Source organism: Moheibacter lacus (assembly GCF_014042165.1).
GTDB classification, from domain to species: domain Bacteria; phylum Bacteroidota; class Bacteroidia; order Flavobacteriales; family Weeksellaceae; genus Moheibacter; species Moheibacter lacus.
Genome location: NZ_JACDZE010000001.1, coordinates 1,736,529 through 1,760,045, shown reverse-complemented (window position 1 = coordinate 1,760,045; position 23,517 = coordinate 1,736,529). Strand labels below are relative to the sequence as shown.

Below are 23,517 nucleotides of genomic sequence, written 5' to 3'. Positions count from 1 at the left end.
GCAAATCTTAATCTATCTAATAATTATACCTTAATGATCGTCTCTGCTTATTCAGCTTCCCTCACATTTTAAACATAGTTCCTTTCGTAAGGGGTTGCAAAGATAACATCATCTATCCCACTTTACCAAATGTTTTTTGAGTGAAATATCATTTTTTTAGATGTTATATTTTCAATGAATTTATTATCAATTAATTGGCGCTGAAAATTTTTTATTTTTTTTTTCAATTTGCGTCAGGGATGAGCAAGGCGCCGAATGAAAGGAGGCGGTGCGAACCGTTTTAACGGTGAGTACGGAAGCGAAGCGTACCCTGCAGCAGCCCGCCCGGACGCCCATAAAAATATTAATGCTTCTTTATCTCTTATAATTGTTTACCAATATAATAAAGAAAAGGGATTGGAGTTTAATATAGAAGGTAGAATACAAAATACTTTAACTCTATTTGCTTCTTTCTGTTCGTTCCTGAAATAATTGTAATAATAATTACCAGATGATACTACTAGACTGTGTTCTGGTTTTCTGGTATCCTATGCCCTTTTTGAAATATAATTGACTTTGTTGAAAATTCGAATTCGTCAATTTGGGTGATTTTTAAAAATACTCTAATCGATACTTTTCCTTTAGAAGAAACTCGAATAGATGATTCTTTAAATCAAAATACACAAAGGGGTGAACCAAATGGTATATATATTAAAATTCGCCCAAATCAATTTTCAATGAAATAATGTTTGAATAAAGTGCGATGCTTTGGTCACCTACGTCGGTCAAAGCATAATCGACTGAAATTCCTTTGTATTTAAATCCAACTCCGATGTTGGGCTGGAAAGTCAATTCCTTCTCGCCTTCAAATGTGGTTTCAAACTGGAAGTTATTTACACCACCTCGCAAAAAAACCATATTGTCAAAACCGACTTCAAATCCGGCAGAAGGTGAAATACTTAATGCACTGGTTGAAATCAAATCATTGGTTTCAAAAAACTGGAAATTCAAATCTACTTCACTCAAAACATTAAATTTATCGCTGATTTGGAAGTCTTTTGCAACTCCAAATTGTAGTTTCGGCAAGGTCAATTCTATGGTTTCTTCCGGTAATTCATTGACCGTTTGTTGATTTTCTGTTCCGGGTTCAGTAACGGTTATGGTATTTAATTCTTCTTCGTTGATCGACCAGGCATTAAATGTCGTCGTGATATCACGCGCCATCAAGCCGAAATAAAATTTGTCTTCTGTCCGGAACTGAAATCCTAAATCGATCCCAAATCCAAATGAACTGGCAAATTTACCGATGTGTCTGTATACGATTTTTGCGTTTGCGCCGACTGTGATATCAGAATTTCCGAGAAAATGTCCGGCATAACTCAAACTCAAAGCATAATCTGCAGTCGAGAATTTACTGATCCGGTCGTAATCGATATTGCCTTGCGCATCGATCAATTGTGTTGTATTTAATATATCATCTACTCCAAATCGATAAACCGACACCCCAACCACTGCGTTATTTTCAAGCGGCATGGCGCCAGCGAGGTAATCATACATTGCGATGCCTTGGAAATATTCGGCATGCATCGCAGCAATTTGTGGCCCGAAATAAACTTCTGTTAAACCAGCAGGATTCCAATAAGTTGAATTCACATCACCGGTGTTGGCCACGACTGAATTTCCCATCGCAAATGCACGTGCATCCACGCCGATGCTCAAAAATTCATTGGAATATTTACGGGTAACTTGTGCGAAACTCAAAGTTCCGGCTAGAATCAGCAATGATGTAAATTTTAATTTCAAAGTAAAACTAAGTTTCAGGTTTCAGGTTTAAAGTTTCAGGTTTTCTTAGCGTTATAAAAATAACTTTGAACTTGAAACATCAAACTCTAAACAAATTTGGTTGCAAAAATCGAATGTTTTCTTTAAAACACAAAATCGGGTTTTTTATTGCGTTGGTTTTGTTCTTATCTTCGTGGTTCGATTTGCGAAGCTCGAAATTCGAAATTCGCTGTACTAAAAAAAAGAAATGAAACTTTTTACGTTACCGAACTTATTGACGCTGGGGAATTTGTTTTGTGGGTGTTTGGCTGTCATTTGTTTATTTACTTTTCAAAATCAATTAGCTATTGAACAACCTCAACATTTAAGCCCCAAAAGTTATCTGGTTATAATTTTAATCTTATTGTTAGTTTCACTAGTATTCGATTTATTAGATGGAATGGTTGCGAGAGCAATGAAAATCAATTCAGATATTGGAATTCAACTTGATTCCCTTGCAGATATGGTTACTTTTGGTTTTGTTCCTGGAATTATGATGCTTATTTTATTGAATCAAATTTTTCCGCTTAGTAATTCTGGAGAATTAAAGGTTGTTGTAGACATCCCATGGTTACCATTTTTGGGTTTGTTCATTACATTGTTTTCAGCTTTACGATTGGCCAAATTCAATGTCGATACGGAACAATCGACTTATTTCAAAGGTTTGGCAACACCGGCTAATACGATTTTGATTTTCTCGCTTTTCTGGATTCAAAACCAAAACGGATTTATCATTTCAAAAGAATTGGATCTTTATTTTCTAATTGGAATTACCATACTATCCTGTTATTTATTGATTGCAAATATTCCTTTGTTTTCCTTTAAATTTAAAGGATTGGCTTGGAAAGACAATCATTTTAAATATGTTTTCGTCATCATTTGTATTTTATCATTGATTTTATTTCAAATGAATGCAGTCCCGTTTATTATACTATTATATATTATTACGTCAATTATATTCAGAAAAAAAATCATCAATGTCGCTTAAATTACACAAACCCATTTGTTTTTTTGATTTGGAAACCACCGGAATCAATGTCGGAAAAGACCGAATCGTGGAAATTTCCGTTTTAAAAGTTTTTCCAAACGGAAACAAAGAAAGCAAAACCCTGCGCGTGAATCCTGAAATTCCAATTTCGGCTGAAGCAACTTCCGTCCATGGAATTACGAACGAAGACGTCGCTAACGAACCTACTTTCAAAGAAATCGCTCCGCAAATTTGGGAGATGATGAAAGATTCGGACATCGGCGGATACAATTCCAACCGCTTTGATGTTCCGCTACTAGCAGAAGAATTCTTGAGAAATGATTTTGATTTCGATATGGACAAACATCGTTTTGTTGATGTTCAGGTCATTTTCTTCAAAAAAGAACCCAGAGATTTGAGTTCGGCTTTTAAGTTTTATTGTGATAAAACATTGGAAAATGCACATTCGGCAGCTGCAGATGTGGAAGCAACCTATGAAATCTTCAAAGCCCAAATCGAACGTTATGATGATTTGGAAAATGACATTAAATTTCTGAGTGAATATACCAATCAACGCAAAACAGCAGATTTGGCAGGAATGATCGGTATCAATGACAAAGGACAAGAAATTTTCAATTTCGGGAAATACAAAGGACAGGTAGTGCGGGAAGTTTTGGAGAAAGACCAGGGCTATTACGGTTGGATTCAAAATGCTGATTTCCCAATGTATACCAAAAAGGTTTTAACGAAAATCAAATTAAAATCTTCCGATTTGTTTAATTCTTAAATTTTTCGCTTTGCAAAAATTAACTTGGAACTTTAAACATGAAACTTTAAACTAAATTTTATGACTTCAAAAATAATTTACAAAGGCGATTTAAGAACTGAAATGACGCATCTTCAATCGGGAACAATTGTAGAAACCGATGCGCCAACCGATAACAACGGAAAAGGTGAACGCTTCTCTCCTACTGATTTGGTAGCAACGGCGCTCGGAAGTTGTATGTTGACCATCATGGGAATTGCAGGAAATACGCACAACATCAATATCGAAGGAACGGAAGTGGACATCACGAAAATTATGACTTCGGCTCCAAGAAAAATTGGTGAAATCATCGTAAAGCTGACAATGAAAGGTCAGGATTCCTATTCCGATAAAGAAAAAGCGATACTTGAAAATGCGGCTTTGACTTGTCCGGTTTTTTTGACGTTAAGTGAAGATGTAAAGAAAACGGTGGAGTTTGTGTGGGAATAATTTTGCTGGATGTGCGAAGCTGGATGATGGGTGTTATGATTATTTTGAATTTTGAATGGAAAAATAATAAATCCGAATTTAATTCACCGCTTAATTTGGAACAACTGTATTAAATTTTCATTGAGTTTTTGAAAATAATTTTCATCTAATTTCCCAATTCAACCTATCGCCAAATCTTTATCAATTGTTGCCATTTTATTTAACCTGACTAATGATTTTTGTTTCAAACCGTTTGTTTCAGTTGGTTCAACTTCGAAATCAAAATCTGATTGCCACTTATGTTGTGTAGTGATGAAACAAACCGTAATATCAGATCAGAGCTAATTAAAACCAAAGCCGGACGTTTTTTGGCTCCGGTCAAATCTGTAAAAGGAAAAGGAATCAAAACGATATCGCCTTTATTCATTTGAAGCGAATTTTCAAATCCGATTCATTGTACAATTCTCGTTCTTCGTTCAAAAAGTCAAATGAGCTAGATTCAGAAACGATTTGCTGAATGTTTTCCGTTGTGATTTCTTCATCAATTTTGAACAGCAAAAAATCAACAAAATCATTGATTTCCTGAATTTTAGATTCCGGTAACAATTTAATTTTACCGATTGCATTTTCGATTAGAATTTCTCTGCTCATCTTAAAAGAGTTATATAGAAATGTAAGATTTTTAAATTGTAAAATGGATTTGAACTTTTTTGGTGGTCTATTTTCTTTCGAGTTTGTTTGGTTATGACGAATGATGAATTCTAAGTTTCAAATATTAAATTTTAAATGAATTCAAGTCAAAATAAATCCAATCTATATCTCCATCAAACTTTAAACTAAAAACCTGAAACGTTAAACTTTTCTTTTTCCTAATTTTGCATCCGAAATGAAAACAGTAGTTGTAGGATTATCGGGCGGAGTAGACAGCAGCGTGGCTGCCTATCTTTTAAAAGAACAGGGATATAACGTCATCGGGCTTTTTATGCGCAATTGGAACGATGCTTCCGTGACGCTCGAAGACGAATGTCCGTGGATTGAAGACAGTGCCGATGCGCTGATGGTAGCTGAAAAATTAGGAATTCCTTTTCAGGTAATTGATTTGAGTGAAGTTTACAAAGAACGTATCGTGGATTATATGTTTGCCGAATACGAAAAAGGACGAACGCCAAATCCCGATGTTTTGTGCAATCGTGAAATCAAATTTGATATATTTCTGAAAACCGCTTTGGATTTGGGTGCGGATTTTGTTGCGACGGGACATTATGCAAGACGGGAAGAAATAGAAATCGGCGGTGAAAAAGTTTATCGATTGCTCGCCGGAAAGGATCAAAACAAAGATCAATCTTATTTTTTGTGCCAATTGAGTCAAGAACAGTTAAGCAAAGCTTTGTTCCCAATCGGTGAACTAGAAAAACCTGAAGTACGCCGAATTGCAAAAGAACAAGAATTAGTAACGGCAGAGAAGAAAGATTCACAAGGTTTGTGTTTCATCGGGAAAGTGAGTTTGCCTGATTTCTTGCAACAACAATTGAAACCCAAAACCGGAAATATCATCGAAATTTCTCCTGAAAACGAAATTTACAATCAACCAAAACCTGAATTCGATTCGAAATTTGAAGCATTAAAATATGAATCGGAAGGTGTTTCGTATGAAAAATCATTTGGTGAAATTGTCGGAAAACATGAAGGCGCCCATTATTTTACCAAAGGACAAAGAAAAGGTTTGGGTGTTGGCGGAAAAATTGAGCCACTATTTGTACTGGATACCGATGTGAATGAAAACATCATTTACACCGGACAAGGGAAAAATCATCCCGGCTTGTATAAAAAAGCACTTTTTATTTCGGAAGAAGAATTGCATTGGGTCCGAGAAGATTTAAAATTAAATCCCGATGAAACGATGGAAGCGCTGGTAAGAATTCGTTATCGCCAACCTTTGCAAAAGGCGGTTTTACACAAAGCTGAATCCGGATTGTATATTGAATTCGAAAAGCCACAATCGGCCATTACGGAAGGACAGTTTGCTGCTTGGTACATCGATGATGAATTGGTGGGTTCAGGTGTAATTAATTGACCTTTAAATACATCTCGACAGCTTCGCTGGCAAAACTGCGTCTCGTGCTCGATGTGACAAATCGGTCCTCGAAGAATAAAAATAAGTAGAAGTCAAGGTTTAAAGTCTAACGGCAATAAATTGCCAATTTTCTCCCAGGTAAAATAACCTTCGGTCATCAATTCCTTTGGAGGAAAGTAATTTCCGTTGGCTTCAATTTCAACCCATTTATTTTCCAATAAATAAATGATGGAATATTGATTTCCAATAAATTGATCGCCAGTGGTAGTTCTCACATAGTCCATGTCTTCTTTTTCACCTGTAAATTCGACATGGTACAAACCTTCAAAATTTAAAACCACTGTATTATCTGAACGAATTCTCAAACTATCGTAAGGCACATCTGCTTTGACCAAAGTTTGGATAATTTGAGAGGGTGGATTCTTGACATGAATGACTTCTCCTCTATCTGCCATTTTTTGAATTCTTTCTCTATAGATTTTAAAATCCGGATTTTCTTTTCTGATCAATCTGTTGATGATAAATCCATTTTCTTTCAATTTTTCATCGTAAAGCGATCGAACAAAGTGCATCAAAGAACCATGAAAGGAACTCAAACGGTTTCTATTCCATTTCTTATTTTTTGATTTGCTTCCTTGCATTTCGACAAATAAGCTCGTTCCGGCTATGTATTGAATTTGATTTCGATAATCCATAGAAAAATCCACCAAATCATATTCCAATTCGTAACCCAAATACTGATTTTGGATTTTAAGTGGTTGTCTTGCGCTAGCTTTTAAAGTTGCATTTTCCTCATCATAACTGAAATTCAGCACTTTTGGATTTGTAATTTCACATAATTGAGCGGCATTGTTTTGCCCTAAAAACAATAATTTGAACAATTCATAATATTCCCGCCATTTTTCTTCTGAAAGTTTTACGATATGGGCTTCATCCAATTCTATTGCTTTTGAAGTTTGTAATTGAATTTCAAAAAAGTCAACATTCGCATTGACTTGTTTGATTTGGTTTTCATATCCTTCTTTACGGAACACGATTTGGTAGTTTCCGTTTGAAAGTTGGAGAGAAAATTGACCTTCGATATCCGAATGAGTCGAAATAGAAGAACCATCTACATACACCAAAACATCTGAAACGACAAACCCAAATTCATCTACAACTTTACCGTTGATTTGAATTTGGGCTTTTCCTAGAACAGCTAGGAACAAAAAAATGATGATAAAAATTCGCATTTATTTGGCTGGAGGTGGAAATTTGGCCAATATTTCTTCTATCGCTCTTGGAATATCGTCAGATTTCGTGTTGAGATTGGAAACATCCAGTCCACTACCAGATCCTTGCCATATTAAAATATTTCTAGCATTGTCCACGATGTCGAGGATGATGGTCCCTGAAGTATATTGGTAAACTCTGGATGGACCGCCCCAGTAAGGTCCCCAACCGCCATAATATCCGCCGTTATCGATGTTTATTTTTTCTTTTGAACTCGCAAGGACATTGATATAAAGTTGAGGATTATCTGATTTGGTAAAACCTTTTGCAGCCATTTGAACATCAATCGCTGCGAGGATTCTTCTTTTATCCAAATCATTTAATTCCAATTTATCAATTCCGTTTTGATGGAAATTATAGGTTTTATACGCATTAAAGTCGGTTGACCGATCAAAATCATAACTTACCCGAACGGTATTACAAGAAGTCATCAAAATCGCTGTAACCAGCATCATGAACAAAGTATAGGATTTCATATCAATTGAATTTAGATAAAATTAAAACAAAAATCATTCCTACCTAAATTTTTTCGTGTTAAAAATGAAAAGCATAAAAATAGTCCATTTAATCCAGTCCATTTCTCACACTAAAACTCAAAATGTCATTAAAAATTTCTTCTTCTCTTTCTAACATAAATTGCTCATAATTCATAACTTCATTTTTAAAATACTTTTCAAAAGGTGCTAACTTTTCACGGTTCCCTTCATATTCAGGAAATTTCTTAAAAAAAGCTTCTCGCTTTTCTTTCACTTTATCAAGAAGTTCTGAATTAAAGGGACTCACACCGACTTTTTCATGGTATTCCTTTTCTAATTCTTGAATGGACATTTCTTTTTTCTGACTCATCTCTATGATTTTTTGAACAGCCTCTTTCTTTTCTAAACTAGCCGACGTTGCTTTAAAAAATTCATCATCAATCTTTGCTTTGGCTCTGGTTGACTCTTCAATCACAAGCATGAATTCTTTAAATTCATTGGATTTTAAAACTTCTACTGGAATATCATATTCAGCAGATAATTCTGCTAATTCAGCCGATTCTTCAGAACATGTTAAAAATATCATCAGCATAAATGGAATCATTAATAATAATTTTTTCATAAAATGTTTAATTTGAAATTAGAAAGAAAATAATAATAATAATAATAATAACAAAAAAAAGCCCGGAAAATCCGGGCTTTGGTATTTTTAAAAACAAAATTCTTAATTGAAAAAATAACTCACACCCAAATTGAGGATGGATGTATGGTTACTGTTGTCCAATGCATCATTTGTAATTTGGTCCACAAAACCATAAGAATAACGAAGTGAAGCTTCAAATTGACGATCCAAACTGAATCCAATCCCTGCTGTTGCACCGAAATCAAATCCTGAATATTCGTTATCATCTGCTTCTGTCGAATACCCCATTTCGTCTGTTTTATGACCGATGTTAAATCCGAAATATGGACCAGCTATCGCAAAAAATTCACTGCTTGAATCTGTAAAATACAATTTCATGTTAAGTGGAACATTAATGTTGCTGACAAATATTTTCTGTTTTTCTCTTCCTTCCGGACGATCATGTTCATCAAATTCACCCTGTGCTGAATAGTTCACCTCAGGTTGAAAGAATAAAATGTCGTTGTTAGTAATCGGGATAAGTCCAAGTGCTGCAACCTGAAAACCACCTCTGGATCTGGAGTTGGCATGTACATCCGTAATATTGGTCATACTACCACTGGCACGAACACCAAACCTGATTTGGGCTTGTCCAATTTCTGCGAATGCTAAGCAAATAAGGGCTGTCAATACGAATTTTTTGATCATAATCGGTTGATTTTTTATCGCTACAAATATAAACCTATATTTCAAAACGCAAAAAAGTCCGAAAAATTGATTCCGGACTTTTTTTATTTCAATTAATGATGAATTATCCTAAAACTTTTGCTACGGTTACGCCGATTTCTGCTGGAGAATCTACTACATTGATTCCACATTCTTTCATAATTTCCATTTTAGCTTGAGCTGTATCATCTTTTCCTCCAACGATGGCTCCGGCATGTCCCATGGTTCTACCTTTTGGTGCGGTTTGACCGGCGATGAAACCTACAACCGGTTTTTTAGAACCACTTTCTTTGTACCAACGTGCAGCTTCAGCTTCCAGTTGACCTCCGATTTCTCCAATCATTACAACTGCTTCCGTGTCCGGATCGTTGATAAATAATTCCAAAGCTTCTTTGGTAGTTGTACCGATGATCGGGTCTCCTCCGATTCCGATTGCAGTTGAAATTCCAAATCCTGCTTTTACGACTTGGTCAGCTGCTTCATAAGTCAACGTACCTGATTTGGAAACGATTCCTACTTTTCCTTTTTTGAAAACAAAACCTGGCATGATTCCTACTTTTGCTTCATCTGCCGTAATTACGCCCGGACAGTTTGGTCCGATAAGGGTAACATCTCTTCCGTCAACATAAGCTTGTGCTTTAATCATATCAGCAACCGGAATTCCTTCCGTGATACAAATGATAACTTTGATTCCGGCATCAGCAGCTTCCATAATCGCATCAGCAGCAAATGCAGGTGGAACGAAAATGATGGAAACATTTGCTCCCGCTTTTACTACAGCATCTTCAACTGTATCAAAAACCGGCTTTCCTAAATGCTCAGTCCCTCCTTTTCCCGGAGTTACTCCTCCGACTACGTTGGTTCCGTATTCGATCATTTGTTCTGCATGGAAAGTTCCTTCCTTACCTGTAAATCCCTGTACTATTACTTTTGAATCTTTGTTTACTAAAACTGCCATTTTTTATTTTTTGGTTCACAAATGTATTGATTTTTCCCTTGTTAAAAAAACTGATTTTTATCTTTCCGACAATGCATACAATGCAAAACTCGCCAACCAATGTTCGCCTTCATAACTTCCATCTACAATGGAAGGAAGAGAATAATCCAAATGTTTGTCTCCCAACGACTTTAAGTGTCCGTATTTATCTGGAAAAGCTTTTTCCAAACGATAAAAAACCCATGCCCGAGAAAAATTCAAACCATCCAAATGCACCAAATGGCCATCGGTTCGATCCGAAACTTTCCCGACTTCCAAATCGAAATCTTTGTTTTTTAATTGTGGAAGAAATGATTCCAACCAACTTAAAAATTCCGATTCCGATAAAATTCTTTGCATCAAGGTGACTTCTTCCAAACAAGGCGAAAGAAAATCCATGCCGTCCGGTTCCCAATTGATCGGACAATTTTCATCTTTCAAATACAAACGTTTGGCGTTTTCTTCAATGGATTTTTTTAATGCTAAATTTTCCGAATGAATAGCATAATCATACGCAAAACTCATCCCAAATGCAGAATTGGTATGGGTTCCAACGCGGAGCGGATAATTTAATTTAGGAAGAAATTCTATGTATCTTTTGATCAACAAATCGGTCAAAGGTTGTAAATTTTCACTCAATTCATTTCCTTCTTTTGTTTCCCAATTGTCCAATTCTTCCTGTAATTTCAACAACCAGGTCCAACCGTACATCCGTTCATAGGAATATTCTTGTTCGCGGTTAAAATAGTTGACTTCGGCTTGTATATTTTCTTTGGATAGGTTTTGTTGTAATTTCGAAATAATGGAATCGCGATTTTCCAAATCCGGAAAATCTTTCAATAATTTCACGAGCGACCAATGCCCATGCACCGAAGAATGCCAGTCAAAACAGCCATAAAAAGCCGGATGCAATTCCTTTGGCGTTCCCAAATCGGAAACCGAAATTAAGACTTGACCGGTTTTATTGGGGAATTCGATTTGCATACATTTTAAAGGAAGTGCAGCAAGACGGTTGGCTTGTGCGATGTCAAGTGTGATTTCTTTTTCATTAATTCTTTGGGATTGGTCTTTTGTGATTTCGGAATTTGAATTCTTATCATAACAAGAAATAATTAAAATTGAAAAAATTCCGATGAGCAAATTGTTGATTTTCATTTTAAAGATAATTTGCTGAAAGATAGAAAAACCTTGTGAAAACAAACAAATTCAAGCTTTCACAAGGTGAAAACAAAAACAATTAATTCAATTCCAGTGATTTCAAATCTCCATTTGGTGTAACCAGAAAATATTTGTTGTTCTTCTGAATTGTATTTTTGGGCAATAAATCTTCTTTCAAGCGGATGGTTACCTTTAAATCATAAATATATTGCATCGTCGGCTCCGTTATGTCCGCGTTCATGACAAAAGCATGCGGTTTTGGAAGAACAGCATTATAATATTGCGTTGTATTTTTTGTTATGCGATTTACGGTTTCTCCTTTTCCTAAATTTAAACTGGCTTGAGAATAGGCTTGATAATTTTGATAACTTTCCATCGGATAGATGATGTTATATCCTTCTTGTAAAATTTTCTCTTTTTGTTCCAAATCCACATTCATTATAGTCGAATAATTCGCCAATAAACTTTTAAATTCTTCCATCGCTTTGGTTTGAATTTCATCTCTGATTTTTTCGTGATTGATGGAAACATAATCCACTTTTGCCAAATCATAAATTTCCTGTTTTGCGCAAATTTTGAGAATTTGGTTTAGATCATCCGTTTCTTTGAACTTTACTATCAAATTCTTTCTCAATTCAAATCCCGAGGGTTTTTCATTGTAAGTTTTAGGATTAAATATTCGCTTTTCTTCTTCAAATTCATAAACCGGAACAAACGAAATCATATCCGTAACAATTTCAATTTCCGGTTTAAACGATTTGAGTTGGGACTTCACCAAATTGATTCGTTCATCTATCAAATTCGTTGCTTCTTCTGCCGTTTTACCTAATTGCAATACACTAAAAACAGCCAATTTGGATGTGGCTTTTTCATTGTAAATACCTTTGATTAGGATGACCATTTCATTCTGATTTCCATACGAAGTTTGAATCGTTGCTGCTTGGTTAACCGAATATTGATTTCCACCATAATTGGCATTTCCAGATTCTTGTGCAAAAATTAGGATATTCAAAAAACATCCAAATACTGTCAAAATTGTTTTCATTTTAATTGATTTTTAAATTACCGGACAAGAATAGTTCGTTGGGTAAAAAATACTGTGGTAAAACAACTTTCCTTTTACTGCAAAAGATTTTACATAGTTTTACAGTAGATTTACAGTATTGATTTTAAACATTCAATTTATTTTTGGACTGAAAGAATGAACGAATTGGAATTATTTCAAGAATTGAAAAAAAGGATTTTGGAAACCTACCAAAAATCCTATCCTTATTTTCAAGGCGATTGGGATTCATTCAGTTCAAAAGACATACGACAGCTCATCGAATTGGTAGAAATTCAGTTGAAAGAACGAGTCAGCGAAAAATGGATTTACACACATTTGAAACCTGAAGGAAATGAGAAATTACCGCGAAAAGATATGCTGGATATTTTTTCGCGATTCGTTGGTTATTCAGAATGGGAGGAATTTGTTTTTAAAAATCAAAATCATTCAAAAAAATCCATTGTTTCTCCTGTCAAAAAGGAATCCAAATTAAAACCTTGGATTGGGTTGTTGTTTTTGGTTCCTATGATTGGATTTGGGATTTATATCCTTCAAAAAGAAAAGAAACCAAAATCCATCGAAATCAAAAATGAATTTACCAATGAACCTTTAAAGCCGGAAGAAATTGCGGTTTATAAAGTAAAAGATGATGAAAAAATACCGGTTGAAGTGGTGGATTCAAAAATTGAAATTGATGCATCGGATGAAAAAATTATCATCGAAAGTCCGTATTTCGAGAAAAAAGAAGTTGAGTTAGACGAAAAGAAAAATGAAATTTTTGTCAAACCGGAAGATTATGCATTGGTTTTGAAAACCTTTATCGATGCTGATTTGAGGGAATGGGAAGACAGAAGAGCAAAATTGGAGAAAATTCTTTCAGATGATTTGGAAGTCATTATTTTGTTAAAAGAGAATTTGGGCGCTCAATATTTGAATAAAGACGAATTTTCCGGAAAATTGATCGTTCCCACTTCCGAAACAAAAAAAATGAAAATCCTGAATCTCGAAACCAACAATGAAAAACAAATAACCTTTATCCGAATCCAACAATTATGAAAATCAAAAAAATCTGCTTTATTGTGTTGTTTAGTTTTTCCGGATTGGCTTTCGGACAAGAAGCTCTGGATCATTCTCAATCGATTAAAGCCAATTTCAATGCAAAAAGCATTAAGGCGTATCAGGAAAATTCGCAGCAAAAATTGAATGAGTTTTACGAATATCTGACTTTGTATTCGCATGAAAAAGATGCTGAATTGCGCAATCAGATTTTGAAAAATATCCATTCCATTGTGGAATCGGAATCCATAAAAATGCTGGATTTTACACTACCTTCAAAATCTGAAATTTCCTTACAGGATTTCCTGACCTTAATTCAAAATGAATCCTACCAATTTCAAATTTTGGAACAACCCATTTCCAAAGAATTGGAATGGAAGCAATGGACAAATTTGTATACAATTCAGGTTAAAAAAGATAATCAAATTTCGGACTATTCTATTCAGCAAATCATATTGTTCCAACCGATGGAAAAAAGATTTGGAAGTAAAACCAAAACGGTTTGGGAAATAAAATTGGGAAATCAATCTCATTAAAAAAGGGAACTCATTGCTGAATTCCCTTTTGTATTTTTTGATGTTCACTTCAAGAACCTCAGTGAACCCCCTGTTTTAGAATGGATATTCGTAAATTTTTGATTCGTGGAAATAAGGATGTCCTTTTGCTTCCAAGTTCAATTTGCTGATTCCATATTCAAATACAACAAATACAAACAATCCTGCTACTAACAATAATGCTCCGATTTCTAGGAATCCAAAGTTATGGAAAGCACCTACAGATGCCGGCATGATTTGGTTGTAGAAATCCCAATAGTGTCCTGCGATGATCACAAATCCCATCACAAAAACCAGTGTAGATCTTCTTTTGATGCTTGAACTGATCATGATCAACAATACAGCTAAGAAGTTAACTGCCAACATCCAGAAGTATCCACCATATTGAGCGATACGTTGTTGGAAATATTGAACTTCTTCCGGGATATTTGCATACCATTGAAGCATGAATTGTGCAAACCATAAATACGTCCATAGTAAACTGAACCCAAACATGTATTTTGCTAAATCGTGTTGGTGGTTATCGTTGAATAAAGGCAATGAACCTTTTCTTTTCAAATAAATCGATATAATCGCCATCGTTGCAACAGATGATACCAAATAAGAAACCATTCCGTACCACATGAACAATGTCGAGTACCAGTGCGGATCAAGTGACATGATCCAGTCCCAAGCCATCGCCGGAGTAGTCAAAGAGAATACCACAATAAACAATACTGCTCTTGTGTACAATTTGCTGAAAACCTTTCTATCTCCATTTGATTCGTCCAATTGTTTGGTTGTCTTTTTGATCCAAAACATAAAGATCGTCCAAAGCGCTACATAAATGAAAGAACGGATCAACCAGCTCGGTGTATTTAACCAAATTTTGGCTTTTGTTGCGATGTATTTATCATAATTTCCTCCTTCAGGATCAATTAAAGAAGTGTCCATCCAGTGATACAAATGGTTACCGTGCATAGCTGCACCTAGTACCACGATCAAAATCAAAATTCCACCTACCGGAATAAAGGTTGCAATTCCTTCCATCACACGGGAAACGACCATCGACCAACCTGCATTGGCCACAAACTGAACACAAAGAAAAAACAATGCTGCTCCAGCAATTCCTAAAGCCAAATAAGAAGGGACCAAAAAGGCTGCCCAAGGACGGTTTGCCAATTGGTTCTCCAAATGATCCATGTGTTTTTCATGCGCTTCCGGCGTATGATTTAAATTTTGAAATTCGGCTGTTTGAAATTCCCCGTAAAACTCTTGAGGATTTTCTTTTACCAAATTTTCGATATAAGTTGGATCTGCCTTGTCTTGCATATTCAAGTACAATCCAATTCCATAAATTAGTACGCCTACTAAAATTAGTACTAGCGAAGTCATTTTCAATCTTGGGGAAAACGTATACTGCATGATATTTCTTTCCTTTATTGTTGATTTGTATTATCTGTTGTCGATTCAACTGCTGCAGTTTCTGTTGCAGCTACCGCTGATGATGCCTGTAAATTCTTTGCTCTCAAATTCATTACATATTCCGCTACTCTCCATCTGTCTACCGGAGTCAATTGAGAAGCATAAGAACCCATTGCATTTTTCCCGTACATGATGACGTGATAAACCGAACCGAGTGTCAATTCTCTCTCTGCATATGTTGGTACACCGGAATAAGCTTTGCTTTGAACGATTGATCCTTGTCCATCACCGGCTTCTCCATGACAAACTGCACAAGTTTGACCGTATAATTTCTCTCCTCTTTCCAAATCTTTTTTACGATTTATCGGATCAAGCGGAGAACTGGTAATTGCTTTGGATTTGTTATAATCTTCCAATGTATTTTTTAGCTCCCATGGCAAAATCATTTGACCTTCCGTTCTAGCAACTGAACCATCTACCGGCCAAAGCGCCGTCATATTTCGGTGTTCTGCAAACAATGGGATGTTCGACTCTTCTCCTTCGCGTTCAGGCCAATACTCAAAATCTGCTTCCATATAAGGGTCATAAGCCACCGGATAATACATATCTGGCATGAATACAGCCGTAGGATTTCGTTTCTTGTCTGAACATGAATTCAGCGAAAACGCAATGCCAATTAGTGTTAAATATAGGATTCCTCTTTTCATTTCTAAATCTAATTAACCCGGGATTAAATCTCTTACTGTTACTTCTTCTGCTCCGGTATTGATAAATGCTTCTTTTACTTTGTCCACATCAGTAGATTCAATTTCCATCAAAAACTTATCATCTGTGGTTCTAGGATCTGGATTTTGCGCTTTTGCACCCGGATACAATTTATTTCGTACCAAAAAGGTCAAAGACATCAAGTGAGCTGCACAAAATACAGTCAACTCAAACATAATCGGAATGAAAGCCGGCATATTTTCAAACCATGTAAAAGATGGTTTTCCTCCGATGTCTTGTGGCCAATCATGATTCATCATGAACCAAGTCATGGTTGATGCTAAAGTCGTCCCATATAGTCCATAGAAAAATGCTGCATCAGAAATTCTGGTTTTCTTTAATCCCAATACTTTGTCCAATCCGTGAACCGGAAAGGGTGTATAAACTTCTTTGATAGCGATACCTTCCTTATTAAAAGTCTTAATGGCTTTTAATAAATCGTCGTCGTCACCGTAAAGGCCGTATATTGTTTTAGTGCTCATGATGATGATCGTCTTCTGTATGATGTTTTTTATAACTTTCTCCTGATGATTTTAAAATCGTTTTCAACTCCGCTTGTGCAATTACCGGGAATGTACGTGAGTACAATAGGAATAACACGAAGAAGAATCCATTGGTTCCGATGAAAATCCCTACGTCAACAAAGGTAGGCATAAACATCGTCCAACCGCCCGGAATATAATCTCGCGATAAGTTGATTACGATAATATCAAAACGCTCAAACCACATTCCCGTGTTTACCACAATAGAAATGATAAATGTCCAAACGAAATCTCTTCTGATTTTTCTAAACCATAACAATCCAGGTACCAAGACATTACAAATAATCAACGCCCAGAATGCCCACCAATAAGGCCCTACGGCTGCTCCCGGAGAGAAATAGGTAAAGTCTTCATATCGGCTACCGGAATACCATCCTACCCAGAATTCCGTTGCATAAGCTACTGCAACCATTCCACCGGTTACGATGATCACGATGTTCATCAATTCGATATGCTGACGCGTGATATATTCTTCCAAATGCATCACTTTACGCATCACACTCAATAAGGTTTGTACCATCGCAAATCCGGAGAAAATCGCTCCCGCTACGAAATACGGCGGATAAACCGTAGAGTGCCATCCTTTAATTACCGAAGTAGCAAAGTCAAAGGATACAATCGTGTGTACCGAGAATACTAGCGGTGTACACAATCCTGCCAATACCAAAGACAATTCTTCATGTCTTTGCCAGTGTTTGGCTTTTCCTCCCCATCCCATGCTCAGGATCCCGTATATTTTCTTTGAAAAAGGTTTTTTAGCTCTGTCACGAATCATCGCGAAATCTGGAATCAATCCCATGTACCAGAATACTACCGATACGGAGAAATAAGTCGAAATCGCAAATACGTCCCATAATAATGGTGAGTTAAAGTTTACCCAAAATGAACCAAAGTTATTTGGAACAGGGAAAACCCAATATCCAACCCAAGGACGTCCCATGTGAATTACAGGGAACAACGCTGCCTGAACAACCGCAAAGATCGTCATCGCCTCTGCTGATCGGTTGATCGACATTCTCCATTTTTGACGGAAAAGCAACAATACGGCAGAAATCAAAGTCCCTGCGTGACCGATACCTACCCACCAAACGAAGTTGGTGATGTCCCAAGCCCATCCGATGGTTCTGTTAATTCCCCAAACCCCAATACCTGTTCCAATCGTATATGCTATACAACCCAAACCGTATAAAAAGGTTACCAATGCTATACTAAACGCCAGCCACCATAATTTTCCCGATTTGTTTTCAATCGGTCGGGCAATGTCTACCGTAATATCATGGTAGGTTTTATGTCCTATAATTAAAGGCTCTCTAACCGGTGATTCGTAATGTGACATATTTCTTTCTAACTTATTTCTTTATTAAACTTAGGCTTTTTCTGCTCTGTTTTTCACCTTTACGTGATAGAAAACATTTGGTTTTGTACCCAATTCTTCAATCACTCGGTACACGCGATTGTCTTCACTTAACTTCGTAACATCACTTTCAGCATCATTCACATCACCAAATACCATCGCTCCTGTTCCACAAGCTGCTGCACAAGAACATGCATCTTTGAACTCTTCATCGGTAACTCTTCTTCCTTCTTTTTTCGCACGTAAAATAGCTGCTTGCGTATCTTGAATACAGAACGAACATTTTTCCATCACCCCTCTTGTACGTACCACAACATCAGGATTCAACACCATTCGACCTAAATCATCATTCATATTGAAATCAAATTTATCGTTTTGTGCATAATTGAACCAGTTGAAACGACGTACTTTATACGGACAGTTGTTGGCGCAATAACGTGTTCCCACACAACGGTTATATGCCATCATATTCTGACCTTGACGACCGTGTGAAGTTGCCGCAACCGGACATACCGTTTCACAAGGTGCATGGTTACAGTGCTGACACATCATCGGCTGGAAAATCACATCCGGATTTTCTGCTTCCGGTTTGATCAATTTGCGGTACATCGCCGCTTCCGTTTTGTCTTCTTTGGCGTCTTCTGTAAGTCCTTCTAATTGTACTTTTTGTGTACGGGTATTATCGGTAACGTCAGAATAATATCGGTCAATTCTCAACCAATACATATCACGCGACATTCTCATTTCTTGTTTTCCAACTACCGCTGTGTTGTTTTCTGCCTGACAAGCGATGATACAAGCACCACAACCTGTACATGCATTCAAGTCAACCGATAAGTTGAAATGAGGACCGATTGAACGATCATGTGAACGCCAAATGTCCACCTCACCTACCGGAGATGTTCCTCTCCAAGTTGGCATTACAGCAGGCTCATTCCATTCTTCAACCGGTTTATTTAAGAAATCGGCCAATGTCGTTTGACGTGCGATTTCATATCGTCCCATCAAAGTGTTTTGCATCTGCATACATGCAAATTCATGTTTATCACCTTGTTTGGTACGCTCGATTTTCACATTGGAAACGCTCATGTTTCCGTTTGCATAAAGCGGATAAGCATTTACACCAACTTCGTTGGCTACTTTTCCTCCTTTTGTGCGTCCATAACCCAATGCCAAGCCAATAGTTCCAATGGCTTGTCCAGGTTGGATGAATACCGGAACATTTTCCAGTTTCACACCGTTTGCGGTAATATTGACATAATCTCCGTCAAACTGCATACGTCCGTTTTTCACGTTTGCGTTTTCAGAAATTTCAATGTCAAATTTTTCAGCATCATTTGGGTTCAATGTAATGTAATTGTCCCAAGAAGCTCTGGTAATCGGATCCGGCAATTCTTGTAACCAGGGATTATTGGCTTGAGATCCATCTCCAATTCCACAACTTGTGTACAATTGCAATTCCCATTCTGATGCTTTTGCTGAAGCTAATTTGTCAGCGGCTGCAGCAGCATTTCCTGAAGCTGCTAAACTTGTTGTTTCAGTTGATTCATTGTAACCATTGTACAATGCCTGATTGAAACTATAACCCAATTGTGGAAGTATCGTCGTTTCCCAATTGGCTTTTAAATATTTGTAGAACTCAGTTGCTGGTTGTAAATAAGATGGTTTTGGCATCACCAATTCGATCTTGTTTGGATCTTGATTGGTCACCAATGTATCAGCTGCAATTGTTTCAACGCTGACTTCGTCTTTCATCCAAGTCAACAATGAATCTTGGAATTGTCTTGTATCAAATATGCGTTGAATCGTAGGTTGTTGCAAAGAATAAATTCCGGTTGCAGGATTGACATCGTTCCAAGCTTCTAAAAAATGTGGAACCGGAGCTACAACATCTGCAAGAGAAGCTGTTTCGTCCAATTTTTCAGACATTGCTACTTTCAATCCAATTTTAGAAAATGCAGCAGCAATTTCTTTGGATTTCGGGTGGTTGTAAATCGGATTGGTTTGGAACATCAAAAGTACTCCTACATTCCCTGATTTAGCGTCCGCCAAAAATTGGTTGAATGCTTTATCGTTTGATTCTTTTAATAACGTAACTTTTGTTTTGGAAACTGCTTCAGAATTGATCAATTGATTGATCGCAAAACACAAAGCAAATGCTTCTTTGTTTCCGTCTGCCAAAACTACAGCTTTGCTTCCTTTGGCTTTGATTTCCTTAACAATAGTAGAAGCTACTTTATCAGAAGTTGAACTGGTTAATCCTTTGTAAACTTCTGCCAATGTTTTCAAAACATCGGTTTGTTTCATCGGATAACGCGTATCTGCGTTTGCACCTGTCATAGAAAGGTTACTTTCTACTTGGATATGACGCATCATCGTCTTGCCCGGTTTTCTTGCTTTTGCATAACCATGCTCGGCGCTTCCTCCATTATAATCTCCTAAGAAATCGGCATTGAAAGAAACCAATAATTCAGTTGTTTCTAAATTATAGAATGGCAAAACACGTTGACCGTAGATTTCTTCTGCAGCATCCAGAGCAGGCGAATAATTCACCGCATCATATACCACATGTTCTACAGTCGGATATTTCGTTTTAAAATCGTTGATTAATTTTTTAGTCGTTGGACTTGGTAAGGAAGAAGTTAAAACTACCACTTTCTTTCCGCCAACTGTTTTTAATTTGCCTAAAACTTCTTCATCGATATTTTTCCATGAAGTCGGTTTAAAACTGTTTCCGCTTTTCAATTGTGGACCACGAACTTTGTCGGAATCATACAATGAAAGAACAGAAGCCTGAACTCTGGCATTGGTTGTTGCAAAATATTTTGCAGATTTATTGGTATTGATACGGATCGGACGTCCTTCTCGAGTTTTGATTAAAACGTTTGCATAATCGTAGCCATCAAAAACCGTCGACGCATACCAAGTCGGCACACCAGGTGTTACAGAATCCGGTTTCACCACATAAGGAATGGATTTGATCACCGGAGCCTCACAAGCAGCAAGTGTAACAGCAGCTGTACTGAATCCCAATAGTTTTAAAAAGTCTCGTCTCGAAGTTTGCGTTCCTTCCATTGCTTGTTTGTTCCCAAGGAAATCCTCTACCGGAACTTCTTCAGCAAATTCATTGGACGCCAATTGTTCTGTTAAATTTGGATTATTTAACTCTTCGATACTTCTCCAATATGTTTTCTTAGAAGCCATTTATACCTCTTAATTAATTTTTAATAATGACATTTTCCACATTCCAAACCTCCGATGGCATCCACTGTAATTTTGGCTCCATCACCGTATTCTTTTTTCAATTTCTCATGAAGTTCAGCGTAGTATTGATTGTTATATTCGTTGGACATATCCACTTCCGTAGTTCGGTGACATTCTATACACCATCCCATCGTAAATTGATTGGCCATTTTTAATTCATCCATTTTGGTCACATCTCCGTGACAAGCAAAACATACTTGGCTATTGTCCGGTAAGTTCAATTCTTCCGAATTTGGTATCGTTCCATCTGCGATGGCTTTCAAGATTGCTTTTTCTCCAGCAACAACGTGCTGAGCGTGACTAAAGTACACAAAGTCCGGCATATTGTGGATTCTCACCCATTCGATTGGTTTTTGCTCTCCTGTATACACATTTTTCTCTGGATCCCAACCGATTGCTTTGTACATTTTTTGGATTTCTCCCGTGTAGAATTTCTTCACCTCATCTGCACTGGCATATTCGCCACTTTCCACCAAATGTTCTTCGTAGTAATCTCCTTTATACTCTTTGATGGTTTTATGACAATTCATACAAAGATTTGGCGAAGGAATACCTGATACTTTTCCGTATTTCGCACTGGAGTGACAGTATTGACAATCAATCCCTTGAACACCAGCATGTACTTGGTGAGAGAAATAAATCGGTTGCTCTGGTTCGTATCCTTTGTCTACACCTATATGCAACAAGAATTTCCAAAGTCCAAATAATGTCAAGAACAACAACAGAACCAATGAAGCTTTAAATACTTTGTCATATTTCTGCATCATTCCTGCAAAATCAAAAGCTGCTTCTTCGTCTTCTGGCGTCAACTCTTCTGCACGTGTCAATTTCACCAATGCATTCAAACGAACCAAAATCCAAATTAACAATACAGAAAGGATAAAGAAACCTACGATAGCGATTCCGCTTGAAACACCTCCACCACTGCTGGCCTTAGCAGCCTTTGCAGCAGCAGCTTCATCCGCAGCCTTTTTCTTCGCTTCCTCAAATGCCGCCTGCCCCGCATCAGGATCCATTGAATACACCAAAATATCGTCAATATCTTGCTCACTCAAAGATGGAAATGTCAACATCTCCTGACGGTTGTATTGTTCAAAAATCTTGTTGGCATAAGCATCGCCTGATTCGCGAAGTGCTTTATTGTCCTTGATCCAAGCATGAAGCCATTCTCTTCCTACTCCTCCTTCTTCTTTCACACGGTCTACTACACCACGAATCTGCGGACCGATTAATGTCCCGTCTACTTGGTGACAAGCAGTACAATTCGCTTGGAACAATTCATATCCCTTTGCGCCGTCACCGGTGATTTCATCTTGTGAATAAGAAAAGGAGAATAAGGCTAAAAATATGGCCAAATTCAATAATTGCATTCTGTAAAGTGGTCTTGCCTTCATTTACTAAACATTGAGTTCGTTTACAAATGTTAAAACTTGATTTTTAACCCGACAAAAATAGGCTCAATGCTTAATAAAATCATAAGATTTCGATAATGAAGTTTATCATTTTAATTAATTTAAAATGTTTCTAAATAAAATAACAACCAAACTACCACATAATCAATCCTTAACTCCTCTCCCAATCCCAAACACCAATTAGCAGAATCTTTTTATCAATATGTATCAACTAATTTATAATCTTCTGATATATTTGTATAACCATTTAGAGAATTGAATGTATGACTAAATATTTCATTTTAATATTCGCATTTTTAGGAATTCAAAACCTAGCCCAAACTCAATCTGAATCACCGAGTTATTGGGTTCTAAACGACTCCATCAGCGGAGGAAAAGTATCTATCGATCTCGATAAAAGTTTAGAAAATCTGATCAAAAGCAAAGAACAAAAAGTCTGTAAGAAGAATGTCTACGTTCCACCAAAAAAATTGACTCCTGCCGATAAATGCGCAACCCAACAAAAAATCATGGGTTATAAAATCCAAATTTTCTATACCAAAGACCGCGATGCTGCCAATAAAGTGAAAAACGATTTCTCGAGACAACACCCCAATCTCACACCTGAATTGATTTATGCCAGCCCAGATTGGCGAATCTTGGTGGGAGACTATTTTACCAGACAATCTGCAAGCGCTGATTTGCGCCGTATTCAGCGGATCTATCCTTCTGCTTTTGCAGTCCAATGGCGTGTATGGTGTAGGAAAGCAATTTGATTGACGAAGGACGATTGACGAAGGACGGATGTTAATTTCTACTGTCTAAAATTGAAGTTAA

23 protein-coding genes are annotated in these 23,517 nt (G+C 36.8%); 7 read left to right on the top strand and 16 right to left on the bottom strand.

What is annotated here, in order from left to right:
- Window positions 1-690: 690 nt before the first annotated feature.
- On the bottom strand, window positions 691-1,782 hold the full coding sequence (locus tag HU137_RS08110; RefSeq protein ID WP_449560060.1) for a putative type IX sorting system protein PorV2: 1,092 nt from the start codon (window positions 1,780-1,782) through the stop codon (window positions 691-693).
- 226 nt (window positions 1,783-2,008) lie between these two features.
- Here HU137_RS08110 and HU137_RS08105 point away from each other — a divergent pair, with 226 nt between their 5' ends.
- From HU137_RS08105 to HU137_RS08095, 3 genes are read left to right on the top strand one after another with little or no spacing between them, the layout of a single operon-like run.
- A complete protein-coding gene (locus HU137_RS08105) occupies window positions 2,009-2,788 on the top strand; it encodes a CDP-alcohol phosphatidyltransferase family protein (RefSeq protein WP_182043271.1) in 780 nt (259 codons plus the stop codon).
- Window positions 2,778-3,554, top strand: coding sequence for a 3'-5' exonuclease (locus HU137_RS08100; protein WP_182043270.1), 777 nt, complete (start codon window positions 2,778-2,780; stop codon window positions 3,552-3,554). Before HU137_RS08105 ends, HU137_RS08100 begins: the two co-directional genes overlap by 11 nt.
- 60 nt (window positions 3,555-3,614) lie before the next feature.
- Window positions 3,615-4,022 carry an OsmC family protein gene (locus HU137_RS08095; protein WP_182043269.1) on the top strand — a complete coding sequence of 136 codons (408 nt, stop codon included), beginning with the start codon at window positions 3,615-3,617 and terminating at the stop codon, window positions 4,020-4,022.
- A gap of 158 nt (window positions 4,023-4,180) precedes the next feature.
- Here HU137_RS08095 and HU137_RS13125 read toward each other — a convergent pair whose 3' ends face one another.
- Both HU137_RS13125 and HU137_RS08085 read right to left on the bottom strand, forming a co-directional pair.
- A complete protein-coding gene (locus tag HU137_RS13125; protein ID WP_394367603.1) occupies window positions 4,181-4,315 on the bottom strand; it encodes a hypothetical protein in 135 nt (44 codons plus the stop codon).
- Between the two features lie 109 nt (window positions 4,316-4,424).
- Complete coding sequence (locus HU137_RS08085; RefSeq protein WP_182043268.1) at window positions 4,425-4,652, bottom strand: hypothetical protein; 228 nt, start codon at window positions 4,650-4,652, stop codon at window positions 4,425-4,427.
- Between the two features lie 235 nt (window positions 4,653-4,887).
- On the opposite strand from HU137_RS08085, the gene mnmA reads away from it, so the two are divergent.
- The gene (gene mnmA / locus HU137_RS08080) at window positions 4,888-6,075 is read left to right on the top strand and encodes a tRNA 2-thiouridine(34) synthase MnmA (RefSeq protein ID WP_182043267.1); all 1,188 of its coding nucleotides are present in this window, start codon (window positions 4,888-4,890) and stop codon (window positions 6,073-6,075) included.
- A gap of 92 nt (window positions 6,076-6,167) precedes the next feature.
- Here the strand turns inward: mnmA and HU137_RS08075 are convergent, their stop codons facing one another.
- From HU137_RS08075 to HU137_RS08045, 7 genes are all read right to left on the bottom strand, one after another.
- Window positions 6,168-7,307 carry a carboxypeptidase-like regulatory domain-containing protein gene (locus HU137_RS08075; RefSeq protein ID WP_182043266.1) on the bottom strand — a complete coding sequence of 380 codons (1,140 nt, stop codon included), beginning with the start codon at window positions 7,305-7,307 and terminating at the stop codon, window positions 6,168-6,170.
- The gene (locus HU137_RS08070) at window positions 7,308-7,823 is read right to left on the bottom strand and encodes a DUF4136 domain-containing protein (protein ID WP_182043265.1); all 516 of its coding nucleotides are present in this window, start codon (window positions 7,821-7,823) and stop codon (window positions 7,308-7,310) included.
- Between the two features lie 88 nt (window positions 7,824-7,911).
- Window positions 7,912-8,445, bottom strand: coding sequence for a hypothetical protein (locus tag HU137_RS08065; RefSeq protein ID WP_182043264.1), 534 nt, complete (start codon window positions 8,443-8,445; stop codon window positions 7,912-7,914).
- Window positions 8,446-8,547: 102 nt separating this feature from the next.
- On the bottom strand, window positions 8,548-9,153 hold the full coding sequence (locus HU137_RS08060) for a porin family protein (protein WP_182043263.1): 606 nt from the start codon (window positions 9,151-9,153) through the stop codon (window positions 8,548-8,550).
- A gap of 103 nt (window positions 9,154-9,256) precedes the next feature.
- Complete coding sequence (sucD, locus tag HU137_RS08055; protein WP_182043262.1) at window positions 9,257-10,129, bottom strand: succinate--CoA ligase subunit alpha; 873 nt, start codon at window positions 10,127-10,129, stop codon at window positions 9,257-9,259.
- Between the two features lie 57 nt (window positions 10,130-10,186).
- Window positions 10,187-11,302 carry a DUF2891 domain-containing protein gene (locus tag HU137_RS08050; protein WP_182043261.1) on the bottom strand — a complete coding sequence of 372 codons (1,116 nt, stop codon included), beginning with the start codon at window positions 11,300-11,302 and terminating at the stop codon, window positions 10,187-10,189.
- 82 nt (window positions 11,303-11,384) lie between these two features.
- Window positions 11,385-12,350, bottom strand: a complete 966-nt coding sequence (locus HU137_RS08045; protein WP_182043260.1) for an SIMPL domain-containing protein — start codon at window positions 12,348-12,350, stop codon at window positions 11,385-11,387.
- Window positions 12,351-12,506: 156 nt separating this feature from the next.
- On the opposite strand from HU137_RS08045, the gene HU137_RS08040 reads away from it, so the two are divergent.
- Together HU137_RS08040 and HU137_RS08035 are read left to right on the top strand one after the other, a co-directional pair.
- Window positions 12,507-13,406 (top strand): hypothetical protein, encoded by a 900-nt coding sequence (locus HU137_RS08040; protein ID WP_182043259.1) that lies wholly within the window; start codon window positions 12,507-12,509, stop codon window positions 13,404-13,406.
- On the top strand, window positions 13,403-13,942 hold the full coding sequence (locus HU137_RS08035) for a hypothetical protein (RefSeq protein ID WP_182043258.1): 540 nt from the start codon (window positions 13,403-13,405) through the stop codon (window positions 13,940-13,942). Before HU137_RS08040 ends, HU137_RS08035 begins: the two co-directional genes overlap by 4 nt.
- A 75-nt stretch (window positions 13,943-14,017) precedes the next feature.
- On the opposite strand, the gene HU137_RS08030 is transcribed toward HU137_RS08035, so the two are convergent.
- From HU137_RS08030 to HU137_RS08005, 6 genes are read right to left on the bottom strand one after another with little or no spacing between them, the layout of a single operon-like run.
- A complete protein-coding gene (locus HU137_RS08030) occupies window positions 14,018-15,334 on the bottom strand; it encodes a hypothetical protein (protein WP_246361494.1) in 1,317 nt (438 codons plus the stop codon).
- A 44-nt stretch (window positions 15,335-15,378) separates the two neighbouring features.
- A complete protein-coding gene (locus tag HU137_RS08025; protein WP_182043256.1) occupies window positions 15,379-16,071 on the bottom strand; it encodes a c-type cytochrome in 693 nt (230 codons plus the stop codon).
- Window positions 16,072-16,083: 12 nt separating this feature from the next.
- Window positions 16,084-16,614 (bottom strand): DUF3341 domain-containing protein, encoded by a 531-nt coding sequence (locus HU137_RS08020; protein WP_182043344.1) that lies wholly within the window; start codon window positions 16,612-16,614, stop codon window positions 16,084-16,086.
- On the bottom strand, window positions 16,601-18,007 hold the full coding sequence (gene nrfD, locus HU137_RS08015; RefSeq protein WP_182043255.1) for an NrfD/PsrC family molybdoenzyme membrane anchor subunit: 1,407 nt from the start codon (window positions 18,005-18,007) through the stop codon (window positions 16,601-16,603). Before nrfD ends, HU137_RS08020 begins: the two co-directional genes overlap by 14 nt.
- A 30-nt stretch (window positions 18,008-18,037) precedes the next feature.
- Entirely contained in the window at window positions 18,038-21,229 is a 3,192-nt protein-coding gene (locus tag HU137_RS08010) for a TAT-variant-translocated molybdopterin oxidoreductase (RefSeq protein WP_182043254.1), read from the bottom strand.
- Between the two features lie 20 nt (window positions 21,230-21,249).
- Window positions 21,250-22,659, bottom strand: coding sequence for a c-type cytochrome (locus HU137_RS08005; RefSeq protein WP_246361493.1), 1,410 nt, complete (start codon window positions 22,657-22,659; stop codon window positions 21,250-21,252).
- Window positions 22,660-22,964: 305 nt separating this feature from the next.
- Between HU137_RS08005 and HU137_RS08000 the strand changes: the two genes are divergently transcribed.
- Complete coding sequence (locus HU137_RS08000) at window positions 22,965-23,456, top strand: SPOR domain-containing protein (RefSeq protein ID WP_182043252.1); 492 nt, start codon at window positions 22,965-22,967, stop codon at window positions 23,454-23,456.
- Window positions 23,457-23,517 lie beyond the last annotated feature (61 nt).

Excerpts from the sequence above, each read along its gene's own strand:
- HU137_RS08105 (WP_182043271.1), top strand. The coding sequence starts at position 2,009 with ATGAAACTTTTTACGTTACCGAACTTATTGACGCTGGGGAATTTGTTT.
- HU137_RS08100 (WP_182043270.1), top strand. The coding sequence starts at position 2,778 with ATGTCGCTTAAATTACACAAACCCATTTGTTTTTTTGATTTGGAAACC.
- HU137_RS08095 (WP_182043269.1), top strand. The coding sequence starts at position 3,615 with ATGACTTCAAAAATAATTTACAAAGGCGATTTAAGAACTGAAATGACG.
- HU137_RS08085 (WP_182043268.1), bottom strand. The coding sequence starts at position 4,652 with ATGAGCAGAGAAATTCTAATCGAAAATGCAATCGGTAAAATTAAATTG.
- mnmA (WP_182043267.1), top strand. The coding sequence starts at position 4,888 with ATGAAAACAGTAGTTGTAGGATTATCGGGCGGAGTAGACAGCAGCGTG.
- HU137_RS08075 (WP_182043266.1), bottom strand. The coding sequence starts at position 7,307 with ATGCGAATTTTTATCATCATTTTTTTGTTCCTAGCTGTTCTAGGAAAA.
- HU137_RS08070 (WP_182043265.1), bottom strand. The coding sequence starts at position 7,823 with ATGAAATCCTATACTTTGTTCATGATGCTGGTTACAGCGATTTTGATG.
- HU137_RS08065 (WP_182043264.1), bottom strand. The coding sequence starts at position 8,445 with ATGAAAAAATTATTATTAATGATTCCATTTATGCTGATGATATTTTTA.
- HU137_RS08060 (WP_182043263.1), bottom strand. The coding sequence starts at position 9,153 with ATGATCAAAAAATTCGTATTGACAGCCCTTATTTGCTTAGCATTCGCA.
- sucD (WP_182043262.1), bottom strand. The coding sequence starts at position 10,129 with ATGGCAGTTTTAGTAAACAAAGATTCAAAAGTAATAGTACAGGGATTT.
- HU137_RS08050 (WP_182043261.1), bottom strand. The coding sequence starts at position 11,302 with ATGAAAATCAACAATTTGCTCATCGGAATTTTTTCAATTTTAATTATT.
- HU137_RS08045 (WP_182043260.1), bottom strand. The coding sequence starts at position 12,350 with ATGAAAACAATTTTGACAGTATTTGGATGTTTTTTGAATATCCTAATT.
- HU137_RS08040 (WP_182043259.1), top strand. The coding sequence starts at position 12,507 with ATGAACGAATTGGAATTATTTCAAGAATTGAAAAAAAGGATTTTGGAA.
- HU137_RS08035 (WP_182043258.1), top strand. The coding sequence starts at position 13,403 with ATGAAAATCAAAAAAATCTGCTTTATTGTGTTGTTTAGTTTTTCCGGA.
- HU137_RS08030 (WP_246361494.1), bottom strand. The coding sequence starts at position 15,334 with ATGACTTCGCTAGTACTAATTTTAGTAGGCGTACTAATTTATGGAATT.
- HU137_RS08025 (WP_182043256.1), bottom strand. The coding sequence starts at position 16,071 with ATGAAAAGAGGAATCCTATATTTAACACTAATTGGCATTGCGTTTTCG.
- nrfD (WP_182043255.1), bottom strand. The coding sequence starts at position 18,007 with ATGTCACATTACGAATCACCGGTTAGAGAGCCTTTAATTATAGGACAT.
- HU137_RS08010 (WP_182043254.1), bottom strand. The coding sequence starts at position 21,229 with ATGGCTTCTAAGAAAACATATTGGAGAAGTATCGAAGAGTTAAATAAT.
- HU137_RS08005 (WP_246361493.1), bottom strand. The coding sequence starts at position 22,659 with ATGCAATTATTGAATTTGGCCATATTTTTAGCCTTATTCTCCTTTTCT.
- HU137_RS08000 (WP_182043252.1), top strand. The coding sequence starts at position 22,965 with ATGACTAAATATTTCATTTTAATATTCGCATTTTTAGGAATTCAAAAC.